Source organism: Dethiosulfovibrio faecalis, from assembly GCF_021568795.1.
Classification (GTDB): domain Bacteria; phylum Synergistota; class Synergistia; order Synergistales; family Dethiosulfovibrionaceae; genus Dethiosulfovibrio; species Dethiosulfovibrio faecalis.
This window is the reverse complement of the sequence record NZ_JAKGUE010000001.1, coordinates 104,833-130,197: the sequence shown is the minus strand read 5'-3', so window position 1 is coordinate 130,197 and position 25,365 is coordinate 104,833. Positions and strand designations below refer to the sequence as shown.

The window sequence follows — 25,365 nt, the reverse complement described above, 5'->3', positions numbered from 1 at the left end:
GAAACAAAACCGTCTTACCAATTGATATATAAAGGCATTAATCATGTCGGACCTCCGAAGCGATGGAGACGATCTTCGCCACCACTTCGTCGATCGTCATATCCGATGAATCGATGGAAATCGAATCATCGGCCTTTCTCAGAGGGGAGCAGGTCCTATCCATATCTGCCCTGTCCCTCCGTCTTATATCTTCCAATATAGACTCGAAGGGAAACGCCTGCCCCTTTTCTCTCAACTCACGCCAGCGACGATCGGCTCTGGTCTCCTCCGAGGCGGACAGAAAGATCTTCAAAGGAGCGAGAGGGAACACCACCGTACCCATATCCCTACCGTCGGCGACCAAACCACCGGAAAGAGCCTGCTCTCTCTGTAGATCCAAAAGCTTCTCTCTGACCGAAGGAAGGGCGGAATAGGACGAAGCAATGGAATCCACTTTAGGAGTACGGATCATATCTGTTACGTCGACATCGTCCACCGTGACCCTGCCGCCTTCGAGTGAAACGGAGATGGATCTAAGAGACCTATTCAGGTCCCCCCCCTCCTCGGGAGAGATTCCACGGCTATCCAGTATATAGGCCAGGGCTCTGTACAGAGCCCCTGTGTCCAGATAGGCAATTCCCAGCTCAGAGGCGACTCTCCTGGCCACGGTACTCTTTCCGGCACCGGCAGGTCCATCGACGGTGATGACTATATTCTTAGATGCCATAGCAGGCCTTACTCCTCCATGAGTTCCATCTCTTCCGATACCTTGTCCATGATGTCGACCAGCTCGGACAAGAGCTCCTCAACCCTGTCCTCTAGCCCAAGACGTTGCAGAACCGTCTCCGACAGAGAATACTGAAGAGCATCCGCTCCTCCGCTTACTCCCAGCATCAATACCAAAGAGTTAGCCAGATGGATAATGTCCACAAGCCCTCGATATTCCTGGAGATCCTCCGGAAGGTCGTCGGGAGAGTACTGATACTGAATCGCCACTTTGTGAGATTCCGGTAGATTCCATTTCTCCACCAGCATGGCTCCCACCTGGGCGTGATCGAACCCCAGCACCATCCGTTCCGCCTCCACGAAGGGGGTCTTATCGGTATCCACGATACGCACTATTATCTGATAACCAAATTTTATATAGTCGTTTAGGACTATCTTTCCTATGGCGTGAAGCATACCTACTATATAGGCCTCATCGGGAAGGCAGGCCTTGGTTCTCTCCGCCAGATATCTGGCCGCATAGGCTACGCTGAGGGAGTGTTTCCACAGATCCCCTCTATCGAGAGCGTAACCGGCAAAGGAGTTGTCCATCCTCTGATAGACCGTTGCGGCTATAACCAGATTTTTGATCGTTTTATAACCCAGGAGGGCTACCGCCTCCTGAATACTGGAGATCTTTCTGGGAAGCCCGTAAAAAGCCGAGTTCGCCAACTTCAAAGTCCTTATGACCAACCCCTCGTCCTTCGAGAGACTGCCTGCGACGTTATACGCGCTGCTGTCCGGGTTATCCAATGCTCTCAAGGTCTCCATAACAAACTGAGGGAAGGACTTGACTTCCTTCAGTCTGCTGAGGATACGATTCTGTATCAGCTGTCTGGTTCGATCGTCCATCAACCCATCTCCTGCCTTGAACTAGACGCTTCCTCCCTGACGGATAAGTCGCCATAACCGTTGGAGTTCCACAACACAGTATTCCCCTGATTTGAGTTTCCTCAACTCCATTTTACCAATTTTTCTACGAAAGAGGACACCCACCGAGAGGGAAAAATAAGACGCCATTACCCTGATCTCCCTTTTCAGTCCCTCTTGTAGAACTATCGATATCCACCTTCCGGCAGGATTTCTATCCATGACCCGAAGCGAAACCGGAGACACGATCCTCCCGTTTATCGGAACCCCCTTGCGCCAAGAGGAAAGCTCCTCTTCCGTGAGGATTCGATCCAGCAATACCTCGTAGGTTTTTTGATATCCAGCGCTGGGATGTATCAAAGCATTACAGAAATCTCCGTCGTTCGTCAAGACCAGGAGTCCCTCGCTTTGCCTGTCCAGACGCCCGACAGGATAGATCCTCTTACCCATCAGATCAGGTGACACAAGACCTACCACGGTAGGGTAAAACCGGTCCTCGGCAGCACAGACGTAGCCTTTGGGCTTGTTCATAACGATATAGACGGACCTCTGAAGGCATACAGACTTTCCGTCTACGGATACCTGGTCCTCTTCCGTTATATCCATAGCAGGATCGGTAACGATCACGTTTCCTACCTTTACCCTGCCGGATCTGAGTATTTCCTCGGACCTACGCCGGGATGCCACTCCGCACAAAGCGAGATATCTATTGAGTCTCACCGTCATCGTCCTCCCGTCGGGAACGCAGCTCCTCTATCTCGGAGACCGTAGGTAAATCGGAGATAGCTCCCAAACCGAAGACCTTGAGAAATGAATCGGTGGTCCTGTAGAGCAGGGGAGAACCGGTGCTCTTCTTTCTCCCCGAGATACGCACCAAACCGTGGCTCAACAGAGTCTCTATCACCCTCTCGCATCTCACCCCTCTTATATCCTCTATTTCCGATCGGGTTACAGGTTGATTATAAGCCACAACGGCTAGAGTCTCCAGGGCCGCTTTGCTCAGTCTGATACGCTCCCTCTCGTTTGCCTCCCTGAAACAGTCGACGGCGTCGGCGACGTCCAAGACGGTGCAAAGATGCCATGCCCCGCCCAAAAAGGCCAGCTCTATGCCGTGGGACCCTTCCCTGTATTTTTCAGAGAGGGCCTCCAGCCCGGACAGAACAGTCTTTTCGTCTATTCCCACCGCTTCGGCGAGATCAGTCACGGTAGCCCCCTCGGAGGCGACGAAAAGGACCGCCTCAATGCGCTTGAGAACAGAAAGCCCTTTATCTTCTTGAAAGAACGAGGACGTCACCAAATTGCTCCTCCTGCCTAAGACTTATTCTATTCCCTCTGGAAAGCTCCAAGAGGGCCAGAATCGTAACTACCAACTCGGAAGCTCCGGGTCTACCTCTCAGAAAAGCGGAAAGGTAAATCCTGCCGTTGCCGAGTTCGTCCATCACCAGGTCCATCCTGTTCTCCACCTGGCTCTCCTCGGGGATAGGGGCGGGCATCCCCGCCAGATGATCGTCCTCCCATGCATCTTCGGGATCATAGAAGACCATCTCTCTGGATTTCATCAGACACCACCAGATGGAGGACAGGGAGTAGAGATCCCCTATATCGTAGGATGGAGGAAGAGGCAAGGGACTCCGGAAGGAACGAAGTCCCGTTTCGGCCAAGAGCTCCGCCAAGAGACCAGCGGCCTTTCTGTAGGGACGATAACGCAGAAGCATATCCTCGATATCCGGAGAGTCCTCTACGAACTCCTGATCCCAGACCTCGTCGGCCTCATCGGTAACCTTCTGAGGCATCAAAGCCAGAGCCTTGTCCAATATGAGTCGAGCAGCCTGGACCAGAAAATGGGCCACCGCCTCTATCGGGACCTCGCCTTTCTGGGCGTGATAGGCGCCGTAAATCCTGACGACCTCGGCGACGCTGACCGAAGAGGCCTCGATCTCACGGCTCTCCATCATATGACAGAGCAGATCCAGAGGCCCGGAAAAACCTTCGATATCTATACGGATCATAGCATCACCACCGATTCAGACAAGGATGGACCGCAGATCTATCTACGAGGGACGAAGCCGATGCCTTTCAATACGGCGTCCATAGTCTCCCTGGCGACGACTCTAGCCTTGTCGGCTCCGTTCCACAGTATATCGTCCAACGTTTCCTGACGAGACTCGTAATATGCCCGTCTCTCCCAGATCGGAGTCATAATGGACACAACGTGCTCCTTCAAGGCTTTTTTACACTGGACGCAGCCGATGGAACCGGCCCTGCAACCGGAGGCTAGACCCGCCTTTTCGTCCTCGTCGTGATTGAATACCTTATGGATATCCCATACCGGACACTTGCCTGGATCCCCTGGATCGGTCTTTCTCTCTCTGGCGGGATCGGTCATCATGGTCCTGAGCTTATCCCACATCTCCTTTTCAGTATCGGCTATGTTGATACTGTTACCGTAGGATTTGCTCATTTTTCTACCATCCGTGCCTGGCACTTTAGGTGTAGGGGTAAGAAGGATATCCGGCTCGGGAAAGACCTCGCCGTAGAAGTTGTTGAACCGACGAGCGATCTCCCTGGTGATCTCCAAATGAGCCGACTGATCCTCTCCCACGGGCACGACGGAAGACCTATACAGAAGTATATCGGCTGCCATCAGCACGGGGTATCCCAGAAAGCCGAAGGTGCTGAGGTCCTTGTTCTGTATGTTTAGAATCTGTTCCTTGTATGTCGGATTTCTCTGAAGCCAGCCAAGAGGAGTAACCATCCCCAAAGCCAGGGAAAGTTCCGTATGCTCCGGAACGTGGGATTGGACGAATATGGTCGATTTCTCCGGATCAAGGCCCACAGCGAGCCAGTCCAGGAGGACCTCCCGGCAGTTTTCCTTTATGATCGAGCTGTTGGCGTAATCGGACATCATGGCGTGCCAGTCGACTATGCCATAGAAACAATCGTACCCCGGATCCTCCTGAAGCTTTATCCAATTCGACAAAGCCCCTGCCATATGCCCCAGATGCAGCTTACCGGTGGGTCTCATTCCGCTGAAAGTTCTAAGTTTCATATCTAGAAGAAGCTCCTTTCCTACCCCAGTCAGGTTAAACGAGCTCTCCCGAGCAGGACGGTCTCTCCAGCAGGAGGGTATCCAATCCGGACAACCTACCTACGTGAGCGGCCAAATCCCCCATGGAAGCCCATTCCATCTCGCCGTGATCCACCTCCAGGACCGACAGTCCGGAAGCTACGGCATCCTGTACATCGTGATACTTCACGTCTGCCGTTATATACAATTCGGCTCCGGCAGCCAGAGCATCTCTCCACAGAGAACCTCCCGATCCGCCGCACAAAGCGACCTTAGAGACCATCCTCTCAGGATCTCCGTGAAGTCGGGCGAAAGAAAGTCGCCATCGATCCTTTGCCGACAAAGCAAGGGTCCTGAAGGGACGGGGCTCCAGCCTTCCTACGGCCCCTACCCCCCATCCTCTGTCCTCGAACAGCATCGGCTCAACCGAACCTAGCCCTATCGAGTTCGCCAGAGAGACGTTCGTCCCTACCGGGGAATTATCCCAACTGGTATGGCAGCAGAGAATCGACATATCCCTCTCTATCAACTCGAAAACCGCCTCATTAGAAGGTATAGAAGGATCAAGACGCCGGAGAGGAGAGAAGATAAGAGGATGATGGGTTACGAGACAGTCGCACCCAGCACTGGAGGCAGATCGAACGATCTCCGCCGTAGGGTCGAGGGCAACGGCGATATGGCCTACGTTCCCCGATCGGGATCTCAACAGAACTCCACAGTTGTCCCAATCCTCCGCCCAGGCCAAAGAAGCAACTTCCTCCATCACACGGCTCAAAGCGTCTATATTCATCATTTCCCCCTCAGTCGTATTTTTCCTAAAAAAAAAGCCGCTCCCGAAGGAACGGCTTGGCTCTTGGTGGGCCCACCAGGACTCGAACCTGGAACCTTCCGGTTATGAGCCGGTGGCTCTGACCAGTTGAGCTATGGGCCCGGAACGGCGCTTATTATAACCGGTACTATCGTCTTGTTCAAGAGGCAAAATCGCCGATTCGAGGTTTTATTTTATTCCTCCACCGTTATGCACGATACGGGACAACTATCCCTAGCCTCCTCCACACAATCCGCCCCTTCAGGGCGAAGAACCCTCGCGATACCTCTTGATTCGTCAAGGGTGAAGGCCTCCGGACAAATTTGGACACACACTCCACAGCCAATGCATTTATCGCTGTCGATACTGACACGCATACAAGGGCACCCCCCTCATAGTGGGGCATTCTATACCATAGCTTCGTCGGCGTCAATCTTAGTGTATACAACAAAATCACCCCGAGATGGACACCCTAGCCCCCTCGCCGGACATATCCAGACGAAGCAAGGCGGAATATCTCTCTACGGCCTTCTTTCGAGGTTCCAGAGCTGCGAGAAAGACACCTATCCCGACGAGTTCGGCCTTGAACTCCCGGACTACCTGACACATCCCGGAAGCGGTGCTTCCACCTCGCATGAAATCGTCTATGACCAGTACCCTGCTGCCCTGGCCTATCTGTTTGGTTCCCATGTACATAGCACGGACATCTCCGGTCTGTGTGGCGAAATGGACGCATACGGCAGGACCATCGCTTGCCCTGTTCCTAAATCTACACACGGCCAACGGAACGCCTAGCGCCTGAGCGGTGGACATTCCCAGCGGAATACCCTTCACCTCCGACGTCATCACCACATCCGGACGGGTATCGTAGAAATCGGAGGCCAATATCAGCCCCAGCTCCCAGGTAAACTTAGGGTTGAACAGTATATCGCTGTAGTATATCAGTCCGCTGGGAAGAATCCTGTCCTCCTTGGAAAGCACCTCGGCAAGTCGAGCCAGAAAAACCTCCCTTCTGGCTTGAGACACCTGAGGCACGAAAAATGCCCCTCCGGACCTACCTCTGTCCACTCGAACCCGCCCCAACCCCTCGGCCTGAAGGGCCTCGTCTATGATGGAGACGTCGTCGCTGACCACCGTCTTGGACACATCGAAATCGTCTGCCAACGACGTGACCGAGAATTGGCGCGAAGGGCAGGTCAGAAGTTTAGATACTATCCTTATAAGCCTCCCGGTGCGTTGTCCTTTCATAATTCACTATCACTCCACCAATATTATTTTTTCGATACACTCGAGCTCATAAAGGTGGCCCAACCTACCCTTCACGAGGCTACCTTTTCGATATAAAGCAAAAGCCGCGCTACCGCTGCCGCTGAGACCCCAGGCCAAGGCTCCGGATTTTTCGATGCCATCGAATATCGACCTGTATTCGGGATGAGAGACCATAAGAGGTTTCAGAAAATCGTTGGGAAGAAGCCCGATTTTAGATCCCTTGGAGAGCCCCTCCACTATGGACAAGGCCTCCTTCCGAGCTTCTTCGGGACCTTTAGGCCAGAGCTCCGAAAAGCAGCGGTCGAGATCTCCGTAGGCATCGGACGTAGCAGAACGCCAAACGGGGATAAAGAGGGCGCAGCCGAGCTCCAAAGGAGGGAGAAAGCTCACGTCCTCCCCCACTCCCTCCACCAGGGCCAAAGATACATCCTGGGCGAAAAATGGCAGATCCGCCCCTATGGAAGCCAGGACATCCGGATGAGGTACGTTCTCGCAACACGACTCAATCCACTTATATATGGCCACACCGTTCCCGGAACCGCATCCAAGACCCGTTTCAGGAGGAATCTCCTTATTTATGGACACCGAGAGAGAGGGGACCGAAACTCCTCTTCCACGGAGAAGATCGATCACCCTCTTGACTAAATTGACGCCGTCTATCGATATATTCCTCATCTCTACGACATCATCGACATCTTGTTTTTTTAACGGAACGATGTTCAAGGACTCCAACGACGGCATCCTCATGAAAACCGATACCAGATCGTGATAGCCGTTTTCCCTTCGGCCGACGATTCTCAACGATAGGTTTATCTTACCGTCGCTGGGAACAAGGATCTCCATGATAGGATCACTCCTGAAAAAGAATGCTGGTCAGAGATATTCGGAGGTACTGGCGTTATCCTTGATAAGCTCCAGTTCCACCTCTTTTGTCAACAACTCAGCGTAACTGAAGGAAACCTTGCTGTGTTGAGATTCCACGTAAAGGGTGAAAAGACACGGGTATGTCTCCAGAATCACCCCTCGTCTTTCCTCCGTCTTGCGACGTCCCTTGGTGGCACGATACCGCACCGTGTTTCCCTTGTATCGAGCCACCCTCTGACGAATCGATTGAATGGAACAGGCCATGAGAGTCCTCCTCTTTTCACAGGGATAAGGACATTCTAACATATCCATCCAAAAAATTCAAATTTTTTAACCACCTAAGATTATTCTTCTATCCCCCACCCTTCTGGTAACCCCTTTGCCATCGAGATATTCCAAGAGGGGCAAGACAAACTTTCTACTGCTTCCGGTTATATCCCTCACGGAAGCTATGGTTATCCCTCCGTCTACCTCCCTAAGAGCGGAAAGCAGCCGTTTTTCCACATCGGAGGATAGCAGAAATGTCCCGTCAACCACGGAGAACAAACCCATCCGTCTGACATCGGTCAGAAAACGGGAAAACTCTTTTTCGTCCATTCCAAGGGCTTTAGGACAATCGATCAAAACCGGCGGCTGAAACCCCGCATCGTCGCACAGTCCTTTCAGAACGTCCACCTTCGCCTGAAAAGCCTGATCGTCCTCTTTCTCGAACCCCGGAAGGGAGAGCAGGGACTCTTTGGATATCAGTACCCCTCCGTCAACCATCCAGCCGACGAAAGCACGACCGAACTTCCTGTCCTCGTCGACAAAAAGACCGTTCACCAGCCTGTCGGCAGCCTCTCCCTCCTGGTGAGGGTGCTCTTCGTGAAAGGTCTCCAACCGTTTCAGGATAGAACCCTCCAGTCGGACTCTCTCTCCGTCGGAGATGACTATGCCGTTGCCTACGGGTATAACCGATACCCCTCTGGATTTCAGAAGGTCCTTCAATATTTCGGTCAATCCCTTTCTGGTCTCCTGGGTCTGCACTATCAGGTCGTCGAAAGGGATCCTTCCGTGAAAATCCACCAGTGCCGCTATGCGATCCTCTCTAGAATCGGACCCCATCAACGCCTCCAGCCTGGCGACGGCCTCCCCTCTCGCCCTTCTCCCTCGAGCTTTTTTCCCGTAGGGAGAGAGGACCTCTCCTCCGCCTATGGTTCTTAAAGGACTGTAAAAGCGAACGACGAACCTCTGACATATGGAGGCGACGACCGGTTCCTCCAGAACGAGCTGGGCGACCGCCTCCTCTCCGGGAAGAAGTTCCTTTCTGTCCAGGAAAGCCACCCTCGCCAATACGTCCGAGGTTCCCAGGTGGACCCTGAGCCTCTGCCAATGGGAAATTCCCTCTATAGCCCCCGGCAAGACCTTCAATCCCACGTCCAGACAGCTGGACGCCCTGAACACGCCGGAGGCGCACACGACGTCTCCTCTGTTGAGCTGATCCACGGAAAGACCGTTCAGACTCATGGCCACCCTCTGACCTGCCTCGGCGGAATCGACCGAAGAACCGTGAACCTGTAGGCTTCTAACCCGCGTGTCCAACTCCGCCGGCAATATCTCCATGTCGTCGCCCTGGTATACCCTGCCCCTGTAGGCCGTCCCGGTCACCACGGTTCCGAATCCCGCCACGGGAAAGGATCGGTCTATAGGCATGAAGAAGGCCCCTTCTCTATCTCTGGGGACGACCTCGTCCACAAGCTTGTCCATCTCGTCCATGACGGCACCCAGATTCTCCCCCGTCACAGAGGAAACCGCCAATATAGGCTTGTCCTGAAGGAAGGTTCCCTTTACCAGATCTCGGACGTCATCCGCCGCGAGCTCCAACATCTCCTCGTCGACCAGGTCCGCCTTGGTCAACACCACGAACCCCTCTCGAACTCCGAGGAGCTCGATTATATCCAGATGCTCTCTGGTCTGGGGCATAACCCCTTCGTCGGCGGCCACCACGAGCAAAACGGCGTCCAGACCGGAGGCCCCCGCAACCATCTGTCTTATGAACTTTTCGTGTCCGGGAACATCTATCACGCTGACAACTCGGCCGCTGGGAAGCTCCAGAGGTGCAAAGCCCAGCTCTATGGTTATCCCCCGCTTCCTCTCCTCCGAAAGCCTGTCGCAGTCCACGCCGCTCAATGCCTTGACCAGATGGGTTTTTCCGTGGTCTATATGCCCGGCAGTACCTACTACGAGGGACATTTCCTCGGTCATCTCGACCCCTCCTCCAGGATAGACGAAAAAGCTCGAACCAACCGCTCCCGGTCTCCCTCCATCAGGGTCCTGCCGTGGATCAACACCCTGCCGTCCCTAGCCCCGACCACCGCAGGTTCGTCGCAGAACCTGAGCCTTTCCTGAATAGTTCCGGAGCTTAGATCGGGCAAGGATACGGATAAAGCGAATCCGGGAACTGCCGTGGCAGGGAAGGCCCCTCCACCGACTGCGTCGTCCACCGCGACGACCTCCATATGGGCCCCTTCGAGCACCGGTGCCAGGGTCTCCATGAGGGATAGGCATCTCTCTTTTATCGCATCTCCGTCGAGAGAGAGCATGCCCAAAGTGGGGATCTTGTTCCAATCCCCTCTGAGATAGAGCCTCAAAGTGGCCTCTAGAGCTGCCAGAGTCATCTTATCGCACCTGAGGGCCCTTAAGAGAGGATAGGTTCGAATTGAGTCCACCAGCTTTTTCTTTCCCACCACGGCCCCTATCTGAGGTCCGCCCAGAAGCTTATCTCCGGAAAATGTGACCAGATCAACTCCGGCATCGATACAGTCGCCGACAGTGGGCTCTCCCGAGAGCCCCAGCTTACCTGGATCGACCAATATACCGCTGCCGAGATCCTCCATGAAGATAACACCTTTATCCCTAGCGAGGGCGGCCAGGTCCTCTCTAGAGACCTCCTTGTGAAAACCCACCACCCTGAAATTGGACGGGTGGACCTTCATGACCATGGCGGTATCCTCGTCGACCGCCCTCTCGTAATCCCTCAGGTGGGTTCGGTTCGTAGTTCCCACCTCGACCAGCCTGGTTCCGGAAAAGGTCATTATGTCGGGTATCCGGAAGGAACCCCCTATCTCCACCAGCTCACCTCTGGAGACCACAGCCGATCGACCGGCGGAGAGAGCGGCGAGGCAGAGCAGGACGGCTCCGGCGTTGTTGTTGACTACTACGGCGGCCTCCGCTCCTGTAAGCTTGCAGAGGAGCCACTCCACGTGACTGTTCCTCTGACCTCTTTCCCCCGCTTCCAGATCGTACTCCAGCGTGTTGTATCTACCGGCGACCTCGGAAACCGCACTTACCGCCTCAGACGACAGACAGGATCTTCCGAGGTTCGTGTGAACCACAACTCCGGTACCGTTCACCACCGATCTCAGACTGGGTGCGGACATGGACTCAACCCTGTCGTCCAGCAAAGAGAACAGATCCTCATACTTAAATTGCGTCCTCTCTCCGGACAGGATCTCGACTCTAACGTCGTTCAATATGGAGGAACACAGCTCCTTCAGTCTCTCTCTATCCAGATATTCTAGATACCTAGAGGTTCTCTCGTCGTTCAAAACCCTCTCCATCGCGGGAATTCCACGAAGAAGTCCCTGTATATCTCTGTCCGCCATTAGGACCGTCACCACCCGATACGAATTCCCCCGCAGGGGTGAAATAGGTTAATAGTAATGATATAATTTCTTTGCAGTTATGGAAAGACCTTTCGATCAATCGATGATAACAGACCGAAGGCTTCAAGCCTAGAGCTACGGCTGCATACAGAATATCCATAGGAGGTCGATCGTAATGCAAACAGTGGACGCCAGGGGAAAGATGTGCCCTCAGCCTGTGATAATGACGAAGAAAGCCATAGAGGCAGGGGCCTCGGAGATCAAGGTGATAGTGGACAACGCCATCGCCGGACAGAACGTCACGAGATTGCTCAAAAGCAAGGGATTCGAGGTTGTCCTGGAGGCGGAAAACGACCTGGATATAGCTGTCACGGGAGTCAGAGGAGAAGGTCCTTCCGAGGGAGAAGATGGAACTAACCCGACCGAAGATACACAGGAAAGAAGCCATGGACCATCCGGCGGCAGTAAAGCCATAGCCGTCATCATCACCAAAGACATCCTGGGAGGCGCCGATAGAGACCTGGGGGAGATCCTTATAAAAGGCTTCCTAGGAACCCTTCATCAACTGGACGACGAACTTATACCGGAGACCCTGGCCTTCATGAACGAGGGAGTAAGACTGGCTCTCAAGGACAGTTCGACCTGCGAAAGCATAATCGAACTGGAGAAAAAGGGATGCAGGATTTTGGTCTGCGGAACCTGCGTAAACCACTTCGGCATAGCCGATCAGGTGGGAGTCGGAGAGATATCCAACATGTTCGACATCTCCGAGGCCATGCTAAAAGCCGATTCCATACTCTCGCTGTAAACGTTGAACAGTAAAAAGGCGGCAGGAAGGATCGAACGATCCTCGTCTGCCGCCTTTTTATCTTTATCAGTTGAAGGACTTCAGGTTCCTTCCAGAGAAGATCTCCGCCATCTCCGTCTTGATCTTGTCCATGATTATCTTTTTCTTTGAGGGTCGGATATCGTCCGCACTTATGTGAAACAGATAATCGTCCAGGTCGAAATCCCTGAGGGTCATCCTGGTGCAGAAAAGGTTTTCCTGGTAAACGTTGACATCGTACATGTTGTACCTGTTTATGGTGTCCTTCGAGATAAAGTCCTGTATGGAGTTTATATCGTGATCGATGAAGTACTTATTGCCATCTATGTCTCTGGTAAACCCTCTTACACGATAATCTATACAGGCGATATCGGGATTGAACCTGTGGATCAGGTAATTCAAAGCCCTCAGAGGCGATATCCTTCCACAGGTGGACACGTCTATATCGGCCCTGAAGGTGCTTATACCGTTATCCGGATGTTGTTCCGGATAGGTATGGACCGTTATGTGACTCTTGTCGAGATGACCTATCACGGTATTGGGCAAAGGCCCAGGCGAAGCGGACTGCCCTCTCTCCGACTCGCTGCCTCTGAGCTCCGGAGGAACGGGTTCCTCCGCTATCAGCATCGTTACGCTGGCACCCTGAGGCTCATAGTCCTGTTTGGCCACGTTCAAGATGGTGGCCCCTATGATATCCGCCACGTCGCTCAGGATGGCGGTGAGCCTATCGGCGGAATACTCGTCGTCGATATACTTTATGTACTCCTTACGCTCCACCAGACTTTGAGCATAGCATATATCGTACAGGTTAAAGCACAGGCTCTTTGTAAGATTGTTGAAACCATACAGTTTTATTCTATCTTCCGTCATCGTAAGCCCCCCAGACGTGAACAGGGTAGCCCGGACAACCGCCGGGACGGCCTTTCGGAGAAACGCCTCTTTCCGAATATACCACTCAATTCTCCATACCTCAAAAAAGCCTCATTCCCAAACCGCTTTTTCTCTGCCGGCGGACCCTGTCTGGTATCAGAGAGGCCTCCAGCTTGGCCTCGGTCCAACGAGCCAGTCGGATGAAGGGGTATCCCAGAAGAAAATAAATCGCCGCCACGATCAATCCCGTCCCGAAATAATCGTAATAGGTCGTAGCTATCTGTCCGTAAGCTTTGGTGAGATCCACCAAAGTTATGACGGAGACCAGAGAGGAATCCTTCAATAAAGAGATAAAATCGTTGGTCACAGGAGGCAACACCATCCTGACCGCCTGAGGAACCACGACGTGGCGCAGAGACTCTCTCCTGGTCATTCCCAATCCCAAGGCCGCCTCCATCTGACCGGCCGGAACCGCCATCAATCCCGCCCTGTATATCTCGGCCTCGTAGGCGGCGTAGTTCAACCCTAAACCTATCACCCCGGCGGTGAAGGGATCGAGCTTTATGCCTACGTTTGGGAGACCGTAGAAAATGAAGAAAAGCTGAATCAAAACGGGAGTCCCTCTTATGATCTCTACGTACCACGTCGACAACACCGCCAAAGGCGCAGGTCCGAACACCCTGACGATGGCGAGGCACAATCCGAGGAGCACCGCCAATACCATCGCAGCCAGCGACACCTCTATCGTAGTGACAGCCGCCCTTCCAAGCTTTGGCATGAAAGACATATATCTTCGAACCGTATCCTTCCATGTGGAATCGGGCCTATGGCTCTCAATCCATCCGTTGTATCTGTCCGGAGTCGTCTTGACCGGCCCTAGATCCTGAAACTCCTCTGCAGACAGGGAATTCCACAGGTTCCACCTCTCCAGTATAAAACGGATAGTGCCGTCGTCTCTAAGGGTCATTATGGCCTGATTCAACTGGCTCAAAAGCTCCTCTTCACCTTTGCACACCGCTATTCCGTACTCGATTCTGCCTATCTCCGGGCCTACGAACTTGACCTCTCTCATAGGACCTCCGTAATAGAGGGCGATAGGGGCGTCGAAAAGGGTGGCGTCCAGCCTTCCGTTGACAAGATCGGTATAGGCGTTTATCTCGTCGGCGTAGGTACGGACCTCCACCCCTTCCAGAGAGTCAAGGACGTACTGAGAGTAAGACTGCTTCAACGTCCCTACCACCCTGCCCTTGCAGGATTCGAGATCGGTGATGTCGAAATTGTCCCTTCTCACCGCTATCTGAAGATGGGTGACGTAATAGGGCATGGAAAAATCGACGACGTCGCTGTGTTCCGGCGTAATCTCCAGCCCGTCTATGGATATATCGTACAGATGTCTTTCCAACCCCGGGATGAGATTGTCCCATCCGTTCTGGACGAATCGAGTGGAAAGCCCCATCTGTTCCGCTATGGCCTCGACTATCTCCACCTCGTAGCCTACGAGTTCACCTATGTCGTCAGCATGGTGGAACATATAGGGAGCTCCGCCCTCCGTATCGCCTCCCCAGGTCAGGACGCCGGGAGACATGGTATTGGAGGCAAAGGCTCCGGTAACCGATAAAAAAGAGAAAAAGAACGCACAAAAGACCGACAGTAGGCGGAACATCAGGCAACCTCCATCATGTGACGAAGGAAATTTCTGGTCCTCTCGTTCTTGGGGTTTGAGAACATCTCGTCTCCGTCGGAGATCTCGACTATCTCGCCACGGTCCATAAACACGACGTAATCGGAAGCATCTCTGGCGAAATGCATGGCGTGGGTCACAAGCACCTGGGTCATTCCCTCGGCGTCGAGATCCCTCATTACCTGGAGGACCTCTCCGACCAGCTCGGGATCCAAAGCCGAGGTAGGCTCGTCGTAAAGCATCACCTTCGGAGCCATGGCGAGGGCCCGGGCTATGGCGGCCCTCTGAGCCTGACCACCGGAAAGGGTAACCGGATATCGTCCGGCGTATCCCAGAAGGCCGACCTTGGAAAGGATGGCTCTGGCTATCTCCTCCGCCTCTTCATAGGACTTCTTCTTTACGACCATGGGAGCCAGCATGACGTTTTCGATCACGGTCTTATGGGGAAAAAGGTTGAATCCCTGGAACACTATGCCTATCTCTTTCCTCATATCGTGAGCGGTCTTCATAAATCTCTGTCCGGTTTGCCGTTCAGAGGGATCTCGCCTCAGAATCTTGCCCGCTACTGAGATTGTCCCGGAATCCAGAAGTTCCAGCCCGTTTATACACCTCAGGAAAGTGGACTTGCCGCATCCGGAAGGACCGATTATGGAGACTAGATCTCCCTCCTTGATGTCTATGGACACCCCGTTGAGCACCTTCTCGTCGTCGAAACTCTTGTGGAGATCCTCTACTTTTATGAGGACCTCGCAGTTCTTTTTCAACTCCTTCTCACTCTCCTAACTTAAAACGGATCGCCCCTTGAGGGCGTCAGAGACGTAGTATGACATAAAAGCCACGCAAGAGAAAGGGTTATGACCCTTTTTCTTGCTCCTTCTGCTCTAATCTTGGGTTATCGCCTGACCGGAAGATCTCGTGTAGGGGAACCATGCCCTTTTCTGGCTCCACATATCTGACCTCGCAGGGTATATCTCGACCTATGGAATCCCTAACTACCGACCGAATCGTCCTGACCAACCCTATCACATCGGAGGAGCCGGCTTCCCCTAGATTTATTATGAAGTTGGCGTGTTTTTCGCTCACCATGGCATCGCCCATTCGAAGCCCCTTTAGTCCGCAACACTCTATTACCCTTCCCGGAGCTCCCCAAAGTGGGAATATCTCCGTATCGTTGCTGAAGACCGATCCGCAATTCGGATAGTTCAGAGGAAACTTCCGTCTTCTTTCCTTGAGAACATTCTCCATCTCGGATCTCACCTCGCCGGGCGTTGACCTCTTCAGCCGGAACCCGGCCGCCACCACGACCCTCCGTCCATCCTGAAAGCGGGAACGACGATATGAAAAGCCGCACTCGTCGGGAGAGAACACCTTAAGGGCTCCGTCCTCGTCCAGGAAGCGAACCCACTCCACCGAATCGCCGATGGACCTTCTGAGACTGCCTCCATTCATGGCTATCAATCCACCGACGTTTCCCGGAATCCCTACTGCGTGCTCCAATCCGGAAAGTCCGGCGGAGGCGCTGGCCCTCGCCAGACAGGGGGCCCACGTGCCGGCTCTTACCGTAACGCGGTCCTCTCGGATCTCGAATCCCCCTAAGGACCTGCCGATCTTCAGTATCGCCCCTCGGAAACCGTCGTCGTCGAAGAGCAGGTTGGACCCTCTGCCTATCACCAACCAGGGAACGTCGTTACGGCGAAAAGCGGAGACCGTGGCGGCCACTTCCTCGTCGGTGCGGGGCTGGACGAAAAGGTCCGCCGGCCCCCCGATCCTCCACGTACAGTGATTTTTCAGAGGTTCGTTTAAGGAGAAAGGAATCCCCATACTCTCCAACATACGAAGAACTCGTATCATCTCCCACCCCTCCGTCCTCTTTTCTTTTCCTTTCGTACCCGGACCTTCTCCGTCTTTTTATCGGTCCTCTTTTTTTCGGTATAGTTTCTAACGAGACATTCAGGACCTCTGCCTATAAGATCGGTCCGCCCCGTTTTTTCCAGCGCCTCCACCACCAGGGCCCTGTTTTCCGCCCTATCGTACTGCAACAAAGCCCTCTGAAGCGCCTTATCGTGACCTCTTTTGGCGACAAAGAGAGACCTTCCAGAATAGGGATCCATCTCGGAGTAATACATACAGGTGGACAGACTGCCTGGCGTAGGTATGAAATCCTGAACGTGATCCGGGATGTGCCCCAGGTCCCTCAGGAACTCCGCCATGACAACGGCATCCTTCAAAGTCGCACCGGGGTGACTGGATATCAGATAGGGAATGAGATACTGCTTCTTGCCTATCCTTTCGTTGATCCTATCGAAAGCCTTCTTGAACTTGAGGAACACGTCTATAGAGGGTTTGCCCATAAGCTTAAGGACCCGGGGGGAACAGTGTTCGGGAGCCACCTTTAATATTCCGCTGACGTGATGGCGACATATCTCCTCGAGATAGCTTTCGTCGCCACACTCCATGAGATAGTCGTATCTGATGCCCGATCGTATGAACACCTTCTTGACCTTGGGGAGCATCCTTATCTTCCTCAAAAGAGCCATATAGTCCGAATGATCCGTATCCAGAGAGGGGCAGGGTTTAGGCGCCATACAGCGTCGATCTCGACAGGTTCCGACCTTCAACTGCTTCGAGCATGATGGATGACGAAAGTTGGCAGTAGGACCTCCAACGTCGTGGATGTACCCCTTAAAACCGTCCATGGAGACCAATCTCTCCGCCTCTTTCAATATGGAACGATGGCTCCTGGCCTGGATTATCCTGCCCTGATGGGCCGAAATGGCACAGAACGAACAGTCTCCGAAACAGCCTCTATGGCTCACTATGCTGAAGCGGACCTCCTCTATCGCCGGAATCCCGCCCAAATCGTCGTACATGGGATGGGGCTCCCTGACGTAGGGAAGATCGTAGACGCCGTCCATCTCCTCGGTCGACAGAGGCATGGCAGGGGGAAGCTGGACAACCGTTTTATCTCCGTGCCTCTGACAGACGGACCTTCCCCTGAAGGGATCCTGTTCTCCATACCAAAGCCGAAAAGCCTCGGCAAAAGCCCTCTTGTCCTTCTGAACCTCCTCGAAAGAGGGAACCTCTATGGCCTCTTCCGGAACCGACGAAGACCTGTAACAGGTCCCTCCGATATCGGTCAAATCCGACACAGACTCGCCGGAGGCCAGCCTCGAGGCTATCTCCAGAATCTGTCGTTCCCCCATTCCATAGACAAGGATATCCGCACGGCTGTCGATCAGTATGGACCGTCTCACCTTATCGGACCAATAATCGTAATGGGCCATCCTTCTCAGGCTGGCCTCCACCCCTCCTATAATCAACGGGACGTCGCCCCAGAGCTCTCTCGCTATATTACAGTAGACCAAGGTAGCCCTGTCCGGCCTGTGACCGAGCGCCCCTCCAGGCGAATAGCTATCGCTTCTTCTCCTGTTCCTCGCAGCGGTCAGTTTGTTGAGCATCGAATCGAGATTCCCCGCCGACACCAACACCCCCAGCCTGGGACGGCCCATCGCGGTAAAATCCTCTCGCCCCCGCCAGTCCGGCTGTGCGATTATTCCGACCTTAAAACCCGCCGCCTCGAGACATCGACATATCACGGCGGGCCCGAAGCTCGGATGATCCACATAGGCATCTCCGCTCACGAACAGAAAATCCAGCTCGTTCCAGCCCCGGGCCTCCATATCGTCCCTGTTCACAGGAAGAAAATCTCTGCGATCCAACATATCTACTCCTCCCACAGAAGCCTCTCCCATATGGAATTAGCCACCCTCATTCCCTTACGGGTCAGGGCCACCGAGCCCTTTCTCCAGTCGAGACAGTTATCGGGAATTTCCGAGAGACACTTCAACAACCGGGCCTTCGCTCCAGATCCGAACCTTCGACAGAAACCGTCCAGATCGATTCCCCATTTGGTCCTCAATGCCAGTATGGCCGACTCGGACGCCTCGGCGACGCCGCCGATCCTCTCGCTGTAGACCACCGCAAAACCGGAGGACCTCACCGAATCGCAATACCCAGACAGGGACGGATCGTTCTCGTACCTCAGACCGTTTAAATATCCCCAGGCTCCCGGCCCGAGCCCCAGGACGTTGTCCCTGTTCCAATAGGCCAGGTTGTGCAGGCTCCAGCGCCCTTCGAGGGCGAAACTCGCTATCTCGTACTGGTCGAAACCGATCCTCGGCAGATACCACTGGGCCCATCGATAGTGGCCGTAACCGTCGAAGACCCCCTCGGGCGGTTTTTTCCCCCAAAAGGAATCGTTATCCAAGGTAAGCTGATACAGAGACATATGACCGACCCCCAGCTCCGCCAAGGCCTTTAGGCTCCGGTGCCATTTTCTGAGGGTCTGCCCCTTCAGGCCGAACATCAGATCACCGCTGACGTCGAAACCGGACGCCACCGACGCAATAACAGCCCGTCTCGCCTCGTTCGAATCGTGAAGTCTACCGAGCCATCGAAGCTCGTCGTCGTCCAGACTCTGAACCCCTATACTGATTCGGGAGATCCCTCTGTCCCTCCAAAACCGAAGATGGCCGTCGGAAAGGCTCTCGGGGTTCGCCTCTACGGAGAACTCCTCGATCGAACCACGGTCGATATATCGATCCAGCAGATCCATCAGCCTGATCCATTCCTCAACTGACAAGACCGTGGGAGTTCCTCCTCCTATGTAGAGGGTCCTGACCGAAAGGGGCCCTCCGGATAGCCGACTCAGTCCGATAAGCTCCGACTCCAAAGCCGAAAGATAAAGGTCCACGTCCCCAAGACGAGGAACAGAGCTGGCGAAAGAACAGTAAGGACATTTGGACCTACAGAAAGGCACGTGAAGGTAAACAGAGAGGGGCTCGGAAAGCCCCTCTCTACCTCCCTCGAAATCGAGGATATGACTAGTTACTTTCATCGTCCATGTTGAGGAAGGACATAAAGGCATCGGGAGGAATGGAAACTTTCCCTATCATCTTCATCTTTTCCTTGCCCTTCTTCTGCTTCTCCAGAAGCTTCCTCTTCCTCGTTATATCACCGCCGTAGCACTTGGCCAAAACGTCCTTCCTCAGGGCCTTAACGTTGGAACGGACTATAATCTTGGATCCCACAGAAGCCTGAAGAGGAACCTCGAACATCTGTCTCGGAATTATCTCCTTTAACTTCCTGATCGCCTGCTGACCTCTGTGATACGCGTCGTCCTGATGGCAGATAAAGGAGAAAGCGTCCACCGGCTCGTGGTTTATGAGAACGTCGACCTTGACCAGCTTGGCCTCTCCGAATCCCACGTGCTCGTAGTCCAGGGAGGCATAACCCCTCGTCTGGGACTGAAGCTTATCGTAAAAGTCGACGATGAACTCCGCCAGAGGAAGATCGTAAATCGCCCTCGCCCTCTCGGGAGTGATATAGTCCATGGACACGAAGGTACCCCTCTTCTCCTGACAGAGCTGCATGACCTTCCCGACGTAATCGGAAGGAACGTAAACGGTGAGCCTTATCATAGGCTCCGACACGGAGGCGATATCCCCGACCTCGGGAAAATCCGAGGGCCTGTGGGCCTCTATCTCCTCGCCTTTTTTGGTCTCCATCCTGTAAACGACGTTGGGGGCCGTCGCCACCAGCTGAACGTCGAACTCCCTCTGAAGCCTCTCCCTGGTTATATCCATGTGGAGCAACCCGAGAAAACCGCAGCGAAAACCAAAGCCGAGGGCGGTCGAGGTCTCTGGCTCGAACTCTATGGAAGCGTCGTTCAGCTTCAGCTTTTCGAGAGCCTCTCTAAGCTGGGTATATTCGTCCCTGTCCACAGGGTAGAAACCGCAATAGACCACCGGCTTTACAGCCTGATAGCCCGGAAGTGGCTTATCTGCCTTTTTGTTGTAGAAGGTGACGGTATCCCCGACCCTTGCCTCGTCCAGGGTCTTTATGCTGGCTGTAAGATAGCCGACCTCCCCGACCCCCAGGGACTCGACGGAGGTGAAACCCGGACGGAACACCCCGACATCCTCGACGGTGTAGCGTCTGCCGGTGACCATGAAAATTATCTCGTCTCCGGCAGAGATCCTTCCGTCCACGACCCTTATGTAGCATATGACCCCTCGATAGTTATCGTACACCGAGTCGAATATCAGAGCCCTCAGAGGAGCGTCTGCGTCTCCCTTCGGAGGGGGAACAATCCCCACCACCCTCTCCAGGGCATCCTCAATGCCTATTCCGTTCTTGGCGCTCGCCAACACGGCATCGGAGGCGTCCAGACCGACCACGTCCTCTATCTCCTGGCGAATCTCGTCGGGACGTGCGGAGGGAAGGTCTATCTTGTTTATGACCGGAATTATCTCCAGATCCTGATCGATGGCCTTATACGCGTTGGCAAGGGTCTGAGCCTCCACCCCCTGAGCAGCATCCACCACCAACAGAGCCCCCTCGCAGGCGGCGAGAGACCGGGATACCTCGTAACTGAAGTCCACGTGGCCCGGGGTATCGATAAGGTTCAACACGTACTTTTCGCCGTCCGAAGCGGTATAGTCCATGCGTACCGGAACGGACTTTATGGTTATTCCCCTCTCCCTTTCGAGCTCGAGGGAATCCAAAACCTGTTCCTTCATGTTTCTCTTATCGATAGTACCGGTAAACTCCAGCATCCTGTCGGCTATGGTGGACTTACCGTGATCGATATGAGCTATAATCGAAAAATTTCTTATCCTTTTAGGATCCATATAGAAAAAACACCTCACAGATAGAAAGAGCGCCCCCTAAAGGGCCCGTTTCGGTCCCTCCGAAAGAGGGACCCGAACCAGACTATGATATCAGAGACGGGACAAAACCGCACCGTCTCAGGTAGAACCCCATCCGAAACGGAACCCTCCATCGAGCCTCTCTCTATAGTTGACATTTATAGACCTCAAGGTGATAATGTCAGTATCTTATTCCGGGAGGTAACTGCCATGGAGATCCGTGAAATGCTGTACGAGGGAAAGGCAAAGAGACTCTACGCTACCGACGACCCCGACGCCCTATATCTGAAGTATAAAAACTCCCTTACCGCCTTCAACGCCAAGAAAAAGGCGGAGATGGAGGGAAAAGGAGAACTGAACAACATGATAAGCTCCTGGATATTCAGATATCTGAAGAGCAAGGGCATAGACAGTCACTTCATCGAAAGGATCGACGAGCTTTCACAGCTGGTAAAACCGGTCACCATAGTCCCTCTGGAGGTGGTGGTCCGCAACGTCACAGCCGGTTCCATATGCAGAAGGCTCGGGGTCGAGGAGGGAATGAAGCTTCCCAGACCTCTGGCGGAGTTCTATTATAAAGAGGACGAGCTGGACGACCCTCTCGTCATAAGAGACCATGCGGTGCTCTTCGGATGGGCCACCGACGAAGAACTGGACAGGATGACCGAGATGGCCCTCACGGTGGACTCGGTGCTTAGCGAGCTCTTCTCCTCCATAGATATAGACCTGGTGGACTTCAAGCTGGAGTTCGGCAAGGACAAAGAAGGCAACATTCTGCTGGCCGACGAGATCTCCCCGGACACCTGCCGTTTCTGGCAGAAGGGGACCAGACAGAGCCTGGACAAGGACCGTTTCCGCAAAGACCTGGGAGACGTGCTCGGAGCTTACAGGGAGATATGGCGCCGTCTTTCCGAGAAGAAGGAGGATAACTGATGCGTTACGGAGCGGAGATACTGGTATATCTGAAAGAGGGAGTCCTGGACACCCAGGGCAAGGCCGTCGCGGCGTCCCTGACGAGGCTGGGCTACGACGACCCCTCCGTCAGAGTAGGTAAATACATCCGGGTCGAAATAGAGGCCTCCGACATCGATTCCGCCAAGGAAACCTTCGATAAAATGTGCAAGGATCTTCTCGTAAACGCCATAGTCGAGGACTACACGGTAAAGGTGGAGGAACTGAGATGAACGTCGCCGTGGTGGTCTTCCCCGGCAGCAACTGCGACAGAGACGTGGTCAAAGCCATAAAACACGCGACGGGAGACGAGGCCGAGCTGGTCTGGCACGGAGAGACGGAGCTTCCAGGAGAGACCGACCTCGTCGTTCTGCCCGGCGGTTTTTCCTACGGCGACTACCTCCGTTGCGGCGCTATGGCCCACACGGCTCCCATCATGGCCGACGTGAAACGGCACGCCGATCGGGGCGGTCTGGTGCTGGGAATATGCAACGGTTTTCAGGTTTTGACCGAATCCAAGATGCTTCCCGGGGCCCTACTGGTCAACCGGGACCTGGCCTTCATCTGTCGCCCCGTCGAGATATCGGTGGAACGGAACGACACCGCCTTCACCTCCGGCTACGAAAAGGGGCAGGTTATAACGGTACCGATAGCCCACTACGAGGGTCGATACCACCTTCCAGAGGATGAGCTGGATCTCCTGGAGAAACGGGGGCAGGTGGCGTTTCGCTACAGCGGAGGGAACCCCAACGGGGCCCTGAACGACATCGCCGGTATATTCAACGAAGGCGGGAACGTCCTTGGGATGATGCCCCACCCGGAGAGATATTCCGATAGAGCCGTAGGGGGAGACGACGGACTTCCCATGTGGCTGTCGATAAAGAGATGGATCGAAAGGACCGGTGCCTGATTATGGATTACTCCAAAGCGGGACTCCGCAAAGAGGAATACGACGCCCTGAAAGCCAGACTCGGAAGGGAGCCCAACGACCTGGAGCTTCAGATCATGGGGGTAATGTGGTCAGAACACTGTAGCTACAAGTCGACCAAGCCGCTCCTTAGGCTCTTCCCCAAGGACGGAGACAGGGTCCTCCTCGGGCCGGGGGAGAACGCCGGGGTCGTCGACGCCGGAGACGGACTCGGGCTGGCCTTCAAGGTGGAAAGCCACAACCATCCCTCCGCAGTCGCCCCCTATCAGGGAGCCGCCACGGGGGTAGGAGGCATAATCCGAGACATAATGGCCCTGGGAGCCAGGCCGGTAGCCTCCATGGACGGACTTTTCTTCGGGGACCCGGAGGAGAGGAAGACCCAGGCACTGGCCGACGGAGTCGTAAAGGGAGTGGGAGGTTACGGTAACTGCGTAGGCGTTCCCACCGTGGGCGGCAAGACGGTCTATCACGAAAGCTACAGGGGCAATCCACTGGTGAACGCCTTCTGCGCCGGACTTGTCCCGACCGACAGGATGGTGAGCTCCCAGACGGCCTCTTCTGGCCAGAAGGTACTGATACTTGGCTCCAAGACCGGAAGGGACGGCATAGCCGGAGCGGCCTTCGCCTCGGTGGAGCTAGCCGAGGACGGTTCGGGGGTCCCGTCCATCCAGATAGGCGATCCCTTCGCGGAAAAGCTCCTCATAGAGGCCTGTCTGGAACTGCGGGACAAGGACCTGCTGGTCAGCATGCAGGACATGGGAGCGGCGGGGATACTCTCCTCCTCCAGCGAGATAGCCGCCAAGAGCGGTATCGCCATGACCATAGACTTCGACGCCGTTCCACTCAGGGCCGAGGGAATGGAGCCCTGGGAAATAGCCCTATCCGAGTCTCAGGAGAGGATGCTGCTCATAGTCGAGCCGGAAAAGGTCGACCAGGTGATGGCTGTCGCCGGAAAATGGGAGCTGGACTGCGCCGTCATAGGAGAGACCGAAAAGGGCGATCATTACCGCATCCTCTGGAAGGGAGACACCGTCGCCGACATGCCCGCATCGGTCATAGGCAGCGACTGCCCCGAGATCCCCTGGCCCTCCAAAAGACCGAAAAACCTGGAGGACCGTTGGAACTTCGACCTCGACTCGCTTCCCCTTCCGGAAAACTGGAACGAGGAGATTTTGAACCTTCTGGGCTCCCATTCCCATCGCTCCAGAAAAGAGATATTCGAACAGTACGACTCGATGGTCCAGACCAACACGGTGATAGGTCCGGGCTCCCCTGTGAGCGCAGTAAGGATCGAGGGCTCCGACCGCATAGCCGTCATGTCCATGGAGGCCCAGCCCTTCATGTGCTGGCTAGATCCCTACAACGGCTCAGCCGAGGTCGTGGCCAGAAGTTGCCGGGCTCTCGCCGTAGCCGGAGCGAAACCGGCCGGGACCACCGACTGCCTGAACTTCCCATCTCCGGAGAAACCCGAGCAATTCTGGACGCTGGAGCAATCCGCCAAGGGAATGGCCGAGGCCTGCTCCTCACTGAATTGCCCAGTGGTGTCCGGAAACGTCAGCCTGTACAACGAGACCGCCAACGGCCCCATTCTGCCGACTCCCTTGGTCGGAACGGTAGGATTCGTCGAAAACCCCGAGGAGCTCCTCAGTTCCGGCAACTGGAGAGAGAGAGACAGGCTCTTCTACGTGGGAATGCCGAACCCGAGGCTCGACGGAGGATCCTACCTACAGAACAAGACCGGCCGCATCTGGGGCAAACCTCTGGACTTCGATGGAGAGTTGGAAAACGAGTTCATCCTGAGGGCGATCGAGACGGCCAAAAGACGGGCAGCCTCGTCGGGAATGCCCATAGCAGGAGGCGGACTGGCTGTGGCCCTGGCCAAGGAGGCCGGAACCAGCGGTCTGGGAGCCTCTATATCCATACCCTTCCCCACCAGAAGGGACGTACTCATCTTCGGAGAAGGAGGCCCCAGGGCCGTTTACTCGGTGCCTAAAAACCGACTGGTTCTCTTCAGAGCCCTCTGGAAGGGCTACGCCGTGACGGAGATAGGACAGGTCGGAGGAAACCGCCTGACCCTGGACGACCTGGTAGATCTGTCGGTATCCGAGATCAGGGAAAGCTGGAATCTCTGAT

Annotated in this window: 25 protein-coding genes and 1 tRNA gene; 5 read left to right on the top strand and 21 right to left on the bottom strand. The window is 54.5% G+C overall.

Translation table 11 applies throughout. The annotated features are described in order from the left end of the window. Positions 1–37: 37 nt before the first annotated feature. The 14 genes from cmk to selA all read right to left on the bottom strand — a co-directional run bounded on the left by cmk (position 38) and on the right by selA (position 11,266). A complete protein-coding gene (cmk, locus tag L2W58_RS00690; protein WP_236101036.1) occupies positions 38–706 on the bottom strand; it encodes a (d)CMP kinase in 669 nt (222 codons plus the stop codon). A gap of 8 nt (positions 707–714) precedes the next feature. Beyond that, a complete protein-coding gene (locus L2W58_RS00685; RefSeq protein ID WP_236101035.1) occupies positions 715–1,596 on the bottom strand; it encodes an HDOD domain-containing protein in 882 nt (293 codons plus the stop codon). A gap of 21 nt (positions 1,597–1,617) precedes the next feature. Beyond that, on the bottom strand, positions 1,618–2,340 hold the full coding sequence (locus L2W58_RS00680; RefSeq protein WP_236101034.1) for a pseudouridine synthase: 723 nt from the start codon (positions 2,338–2,340) through the stop codon (positions 1,618–1,620). Beyond that, positions 2,321–2,908: an SMC-Scp complex subunit ScpB gene (scpB, locus tag L2W58_RS00675; protein WP_236101033.1), complete on the bottom strand. Its 588-nt coding sequence runs from the start codon at positions 2,906–2,908 to the stop codon at positions 2,321–2,323. Before scpB ends, L2W58_RS00680 begins: the two co-directional genes overlap by 20 nt. Then, entirely contained in the window at positions 2,880–3,623 is a 744-nt protein-coding gene (locus L2W58_RS00670) for a segregation and condensation protein A (protein ID WP_236101032.1), read from the bottom strand. The genes scpB and L2W58_RS00670 overlap by 29 nt, the downstream gene beginning before the upstream one ends. 38 nt (positions 3,624–3,661) lie before the next feature. Then, positions 3,662–4,663 (bottom strand): tryptophan--tRNA ligase, encoded by a 1,002-nt coding sequence (gene trpS / locus L2W58_RS00665; protein WP_236101030.1) that lies wholly within the window; start codon positions 4,661–4,663, stop codon positions 3,662–3,664. 34 nt (positions 4,664–4,697) lie between these two features. Then, positions 4,698–5,471, bottom strand: a complete 774-nt coding sequence (locus tag L2W58_RS00660) for a Nif3-like dinuclear metal center hexameric protein (protein WP_236101029.1) — start codon at positions 5,469–5,471, stop codon at positions 4,698–4,700. 64 nt (positions 5,472–5,535) lie between these two features. After that, positions 5,536–5,612 (bottom strand) — tRNA-Ile (locus L2W58_RS00655). Between the two features lie 71 nt (positions 5,613–5,683). Next, complete coding sequence (locus L2W58_RS00650; protein WP_236101027.1) at positions 5,684–5,866, bottom strand: ferredoxin; 183 nt, start codon at positions 5,864–5,866, stop codon at positions 5,684–5,686. A gap of 76 nt (positions 5,867–5,942) precedes the next feature. Beyond that, on the bottom strand, positions 5,943–6,737 hold the full coding sequence (locus L2W58_RS00645) for a phosphoribosyltransferase family protein (RefSeq protein ID WP_236101025.1): 795 nt from the start codon (positions 6,735–6,737) through the stop codon (positions 5,943–5,945). Between the two features lie 9 nt (positions 6,738–6,746). After that, a complete protein-coding gene (locus L2W58_RS00640; RefSeq protein ID WP_236101024.1) occupies positions 6,747–7,601 on the bottom strand; it encodes a 4-(cytidine 5'-diphospho)-2-C-methyl-D-erythritol kinase in 855 nt (284 codons plus the stop codon). Positions 7,602–7,631: 30 nt separating this feature from the next. Continuing rightward, positions 7,632–7,886 (bottom strand): Veg family protein, encoded by a 255-nt coding sequence (locus tag L2W58_RS00635; protein WP_236101023.1) that lies wholly within the window; start codon positions 7,884–7,886, stop codon positions 7,632–7,634. A gap of 66 nt (positions 7,887–7,952) precedes the next feature. Then, positions 7,953–9,866, bottom strand: a complete 1,914-nt coding sequence (selB, locus tag L2W58_RS00630) for a selenocysteine-specific translation elongation factor (RefSeq protein WP_236101021.1) — start codon at positions 9,864–9,866, stop codon at positions 7,953–7,955. After that, a complete protein-coding gene (selA, locus tag L2W58_RS00625; RefSeq protein ID WP_236101019.1) occupies positions 9,863–11,266 on the bottom strand; it encodes an L-seryl-tRNA(Sec) selenium transferase in 1,404 nt (467 codons plus the stop codon). Before selA ends, selB begins: the two co-directional genes overlap by 4 nt. 175 nt (positions 11,267–11,441) lie before the next feature. Between selA and yedF the strand changes: the two genes are divergently transcribed. Continuing rightward, complete coding sequence (gene yedF / locus L2W58_RS00620) at positions 11,442–12,074, top strand: sulfurtransferase-like selenium metabolism protein YedF (RefSeq protein WP_236101018.1); 633 nt, start codon at positions 11,442–11,444, stop codon at positions 12,072–12,074. A 66-nt stretch (positions 12,075–12,140) separates the two neighbouring features. On the opposite strand, the gene speD is transcribed toward yedF, so the two are convergent. From speD to lepA, 7 genes are all read right to left on the bottom strand, one after another. Beyond that, positions 12,141–12,962: an adenosylmethionine decarboxylase gene (gene speD, locus L2W58_RS00615; protein ID WP_236101017.1), complete on the bottom strand. Its 822-nt coding sequence runs from the start codon at positions 12,960–12,962 to the stop codon at positions 12,141–12,143. Between the two features lie 100 nt (positions 12,963–13,062). Then, positions 13,063–14,625, bottom strand: a complete 1,563-nt coding sequence (locus L2W58_RS00610; protein WP_236101016.1) for an ABC transporter substrate-binding protein/permease — start codon at positions 14,623–14,625, stop codon at positions 13,063–13,065. Beyond that, complete coding sequence (locus L2W58_RS00605) at positions 14,625–15,407, bottom strand: amino acid ABC transporter ATP-binding protein (protein ID WP_255700285.1); 783 nt, start codon at positions 15,405–15,407, stop codon at positions 14,625–14,627. The genes L2W58_RS00610 and L2W58_RS00605 overlap by 1 nt, the downstream gene beginning before the upstream one ends. An 88-nt stretch (positions 15,408–15,495) precedes the next feature. Next, positions 15,496–16,494: a UDP-N-acetylmuramate dehydrogenase gene (gene murB, locus L2W58_RS00600; protein ID WP_236101015.1), complete on the bottom strand. Its 999-nt coding sequence runs from the start codon at positions 16,492–16,494 to the stop codon at positions 15,496–15,498. Then, positions 16,491–18,365, bottom strand: a complete 1,875-nt coding sequence (locus L2W58_RS00595; protein ID WP_236101014.1) for a YgiQ family radical SAM protein — start codon at positions 18,363–18,365, stop codon at positions 16,491–16,493. The genes murB and L2W58_RS00595 overlap by 4 nt, the downstream gene beginning before the upstream one ends. A gap of 2 nt (positions 18,366–18,367) precedes the next feature. Next, complete coding sequence (gene hemW / locus L2W58_RS00590) at positions 18,368–19,540, bottom strand: radical SAM family heme chaperone HemW (protein ID WP_236101013.1); 1,173 nt, start codon at positions 19,538–19,540, stop codon at positions 18,368–18,370. Further along, a complete protein-coding gene (lepA, locus tag L2W58_RS00585; RefSeq protein WP_236098685.1) occupies positions 19,527–21,335 on the bottom strand; it encodes a translation elongation factor 4 in 1,809 nt (602 codons plus the stop codon). Before lepA ends, hemW begins: the two co-directional genes overlap by 14 nt. Before the next feature lie 228 nt (positions 21,336–21,563). On the opposite strand from lepA, the gene purC reads away from it, so the two are divergent. Genes purC through purL form a run of 4 tightly spaced genes read left to right on the top strand, consistent with a single transcriptional unit; the run spans position 21,564 to position 25,364 of the window. After that, a complete protein-coding gene (gene purC / locus L2W58_RS00580) occupies positions 21,564–22,286 on the top strand; it encodes a phosphoribosylaminoimidazolesuccinocarboxamide synthase (protein ID WP_236101012.1) in 723 nt (240 codons plus the stop codon). After that, a complete protein-coding gene (purS, locus tag L2W58_RS00575; RefSeq protein ID WP_005662404.1) occupies positions 22,286–22,537 on the top strand; it encodes a phosphoribosylformylglycinamidine synthase subunit PurS in 252 nt (83 codons plus the stop codon). The genes purC and purS overlap by 1 nt, the downstream gene beginning before the upstream one ends. Further along, positions 22,534–23,214 (top strand): phosphoribosylformylglycinamidine synthase subunit PurQ, encoded by a 681-nt coding sequence (purQ, locus tag L2W58_RS00570; protein WP_236101011.1) that lies wholly within the window; start codon positions 22,534–22,536, stop codon positions 23,212–23,214. The genes purS and purQ overlap by 4 nt, the downstream gene beginning before the upstream one ends. A gap of 2 nt (positions 23,215–23,216) precedes the next feature. Next, positions 23,217–25,364: a phosphoribosylformylglycinamidine synthase subunit PurL gene (gene purL / locus L2W58_RS00565; RefSeq protein WP_236101010.1), complete on the top strand. Its 2,148-nt coding sequence runs from the start codon at positions 23,217–23,219 to the stop codon at positions 25,362–25,364. Position 25,365 lies beyond the last annotated feature (1 nt).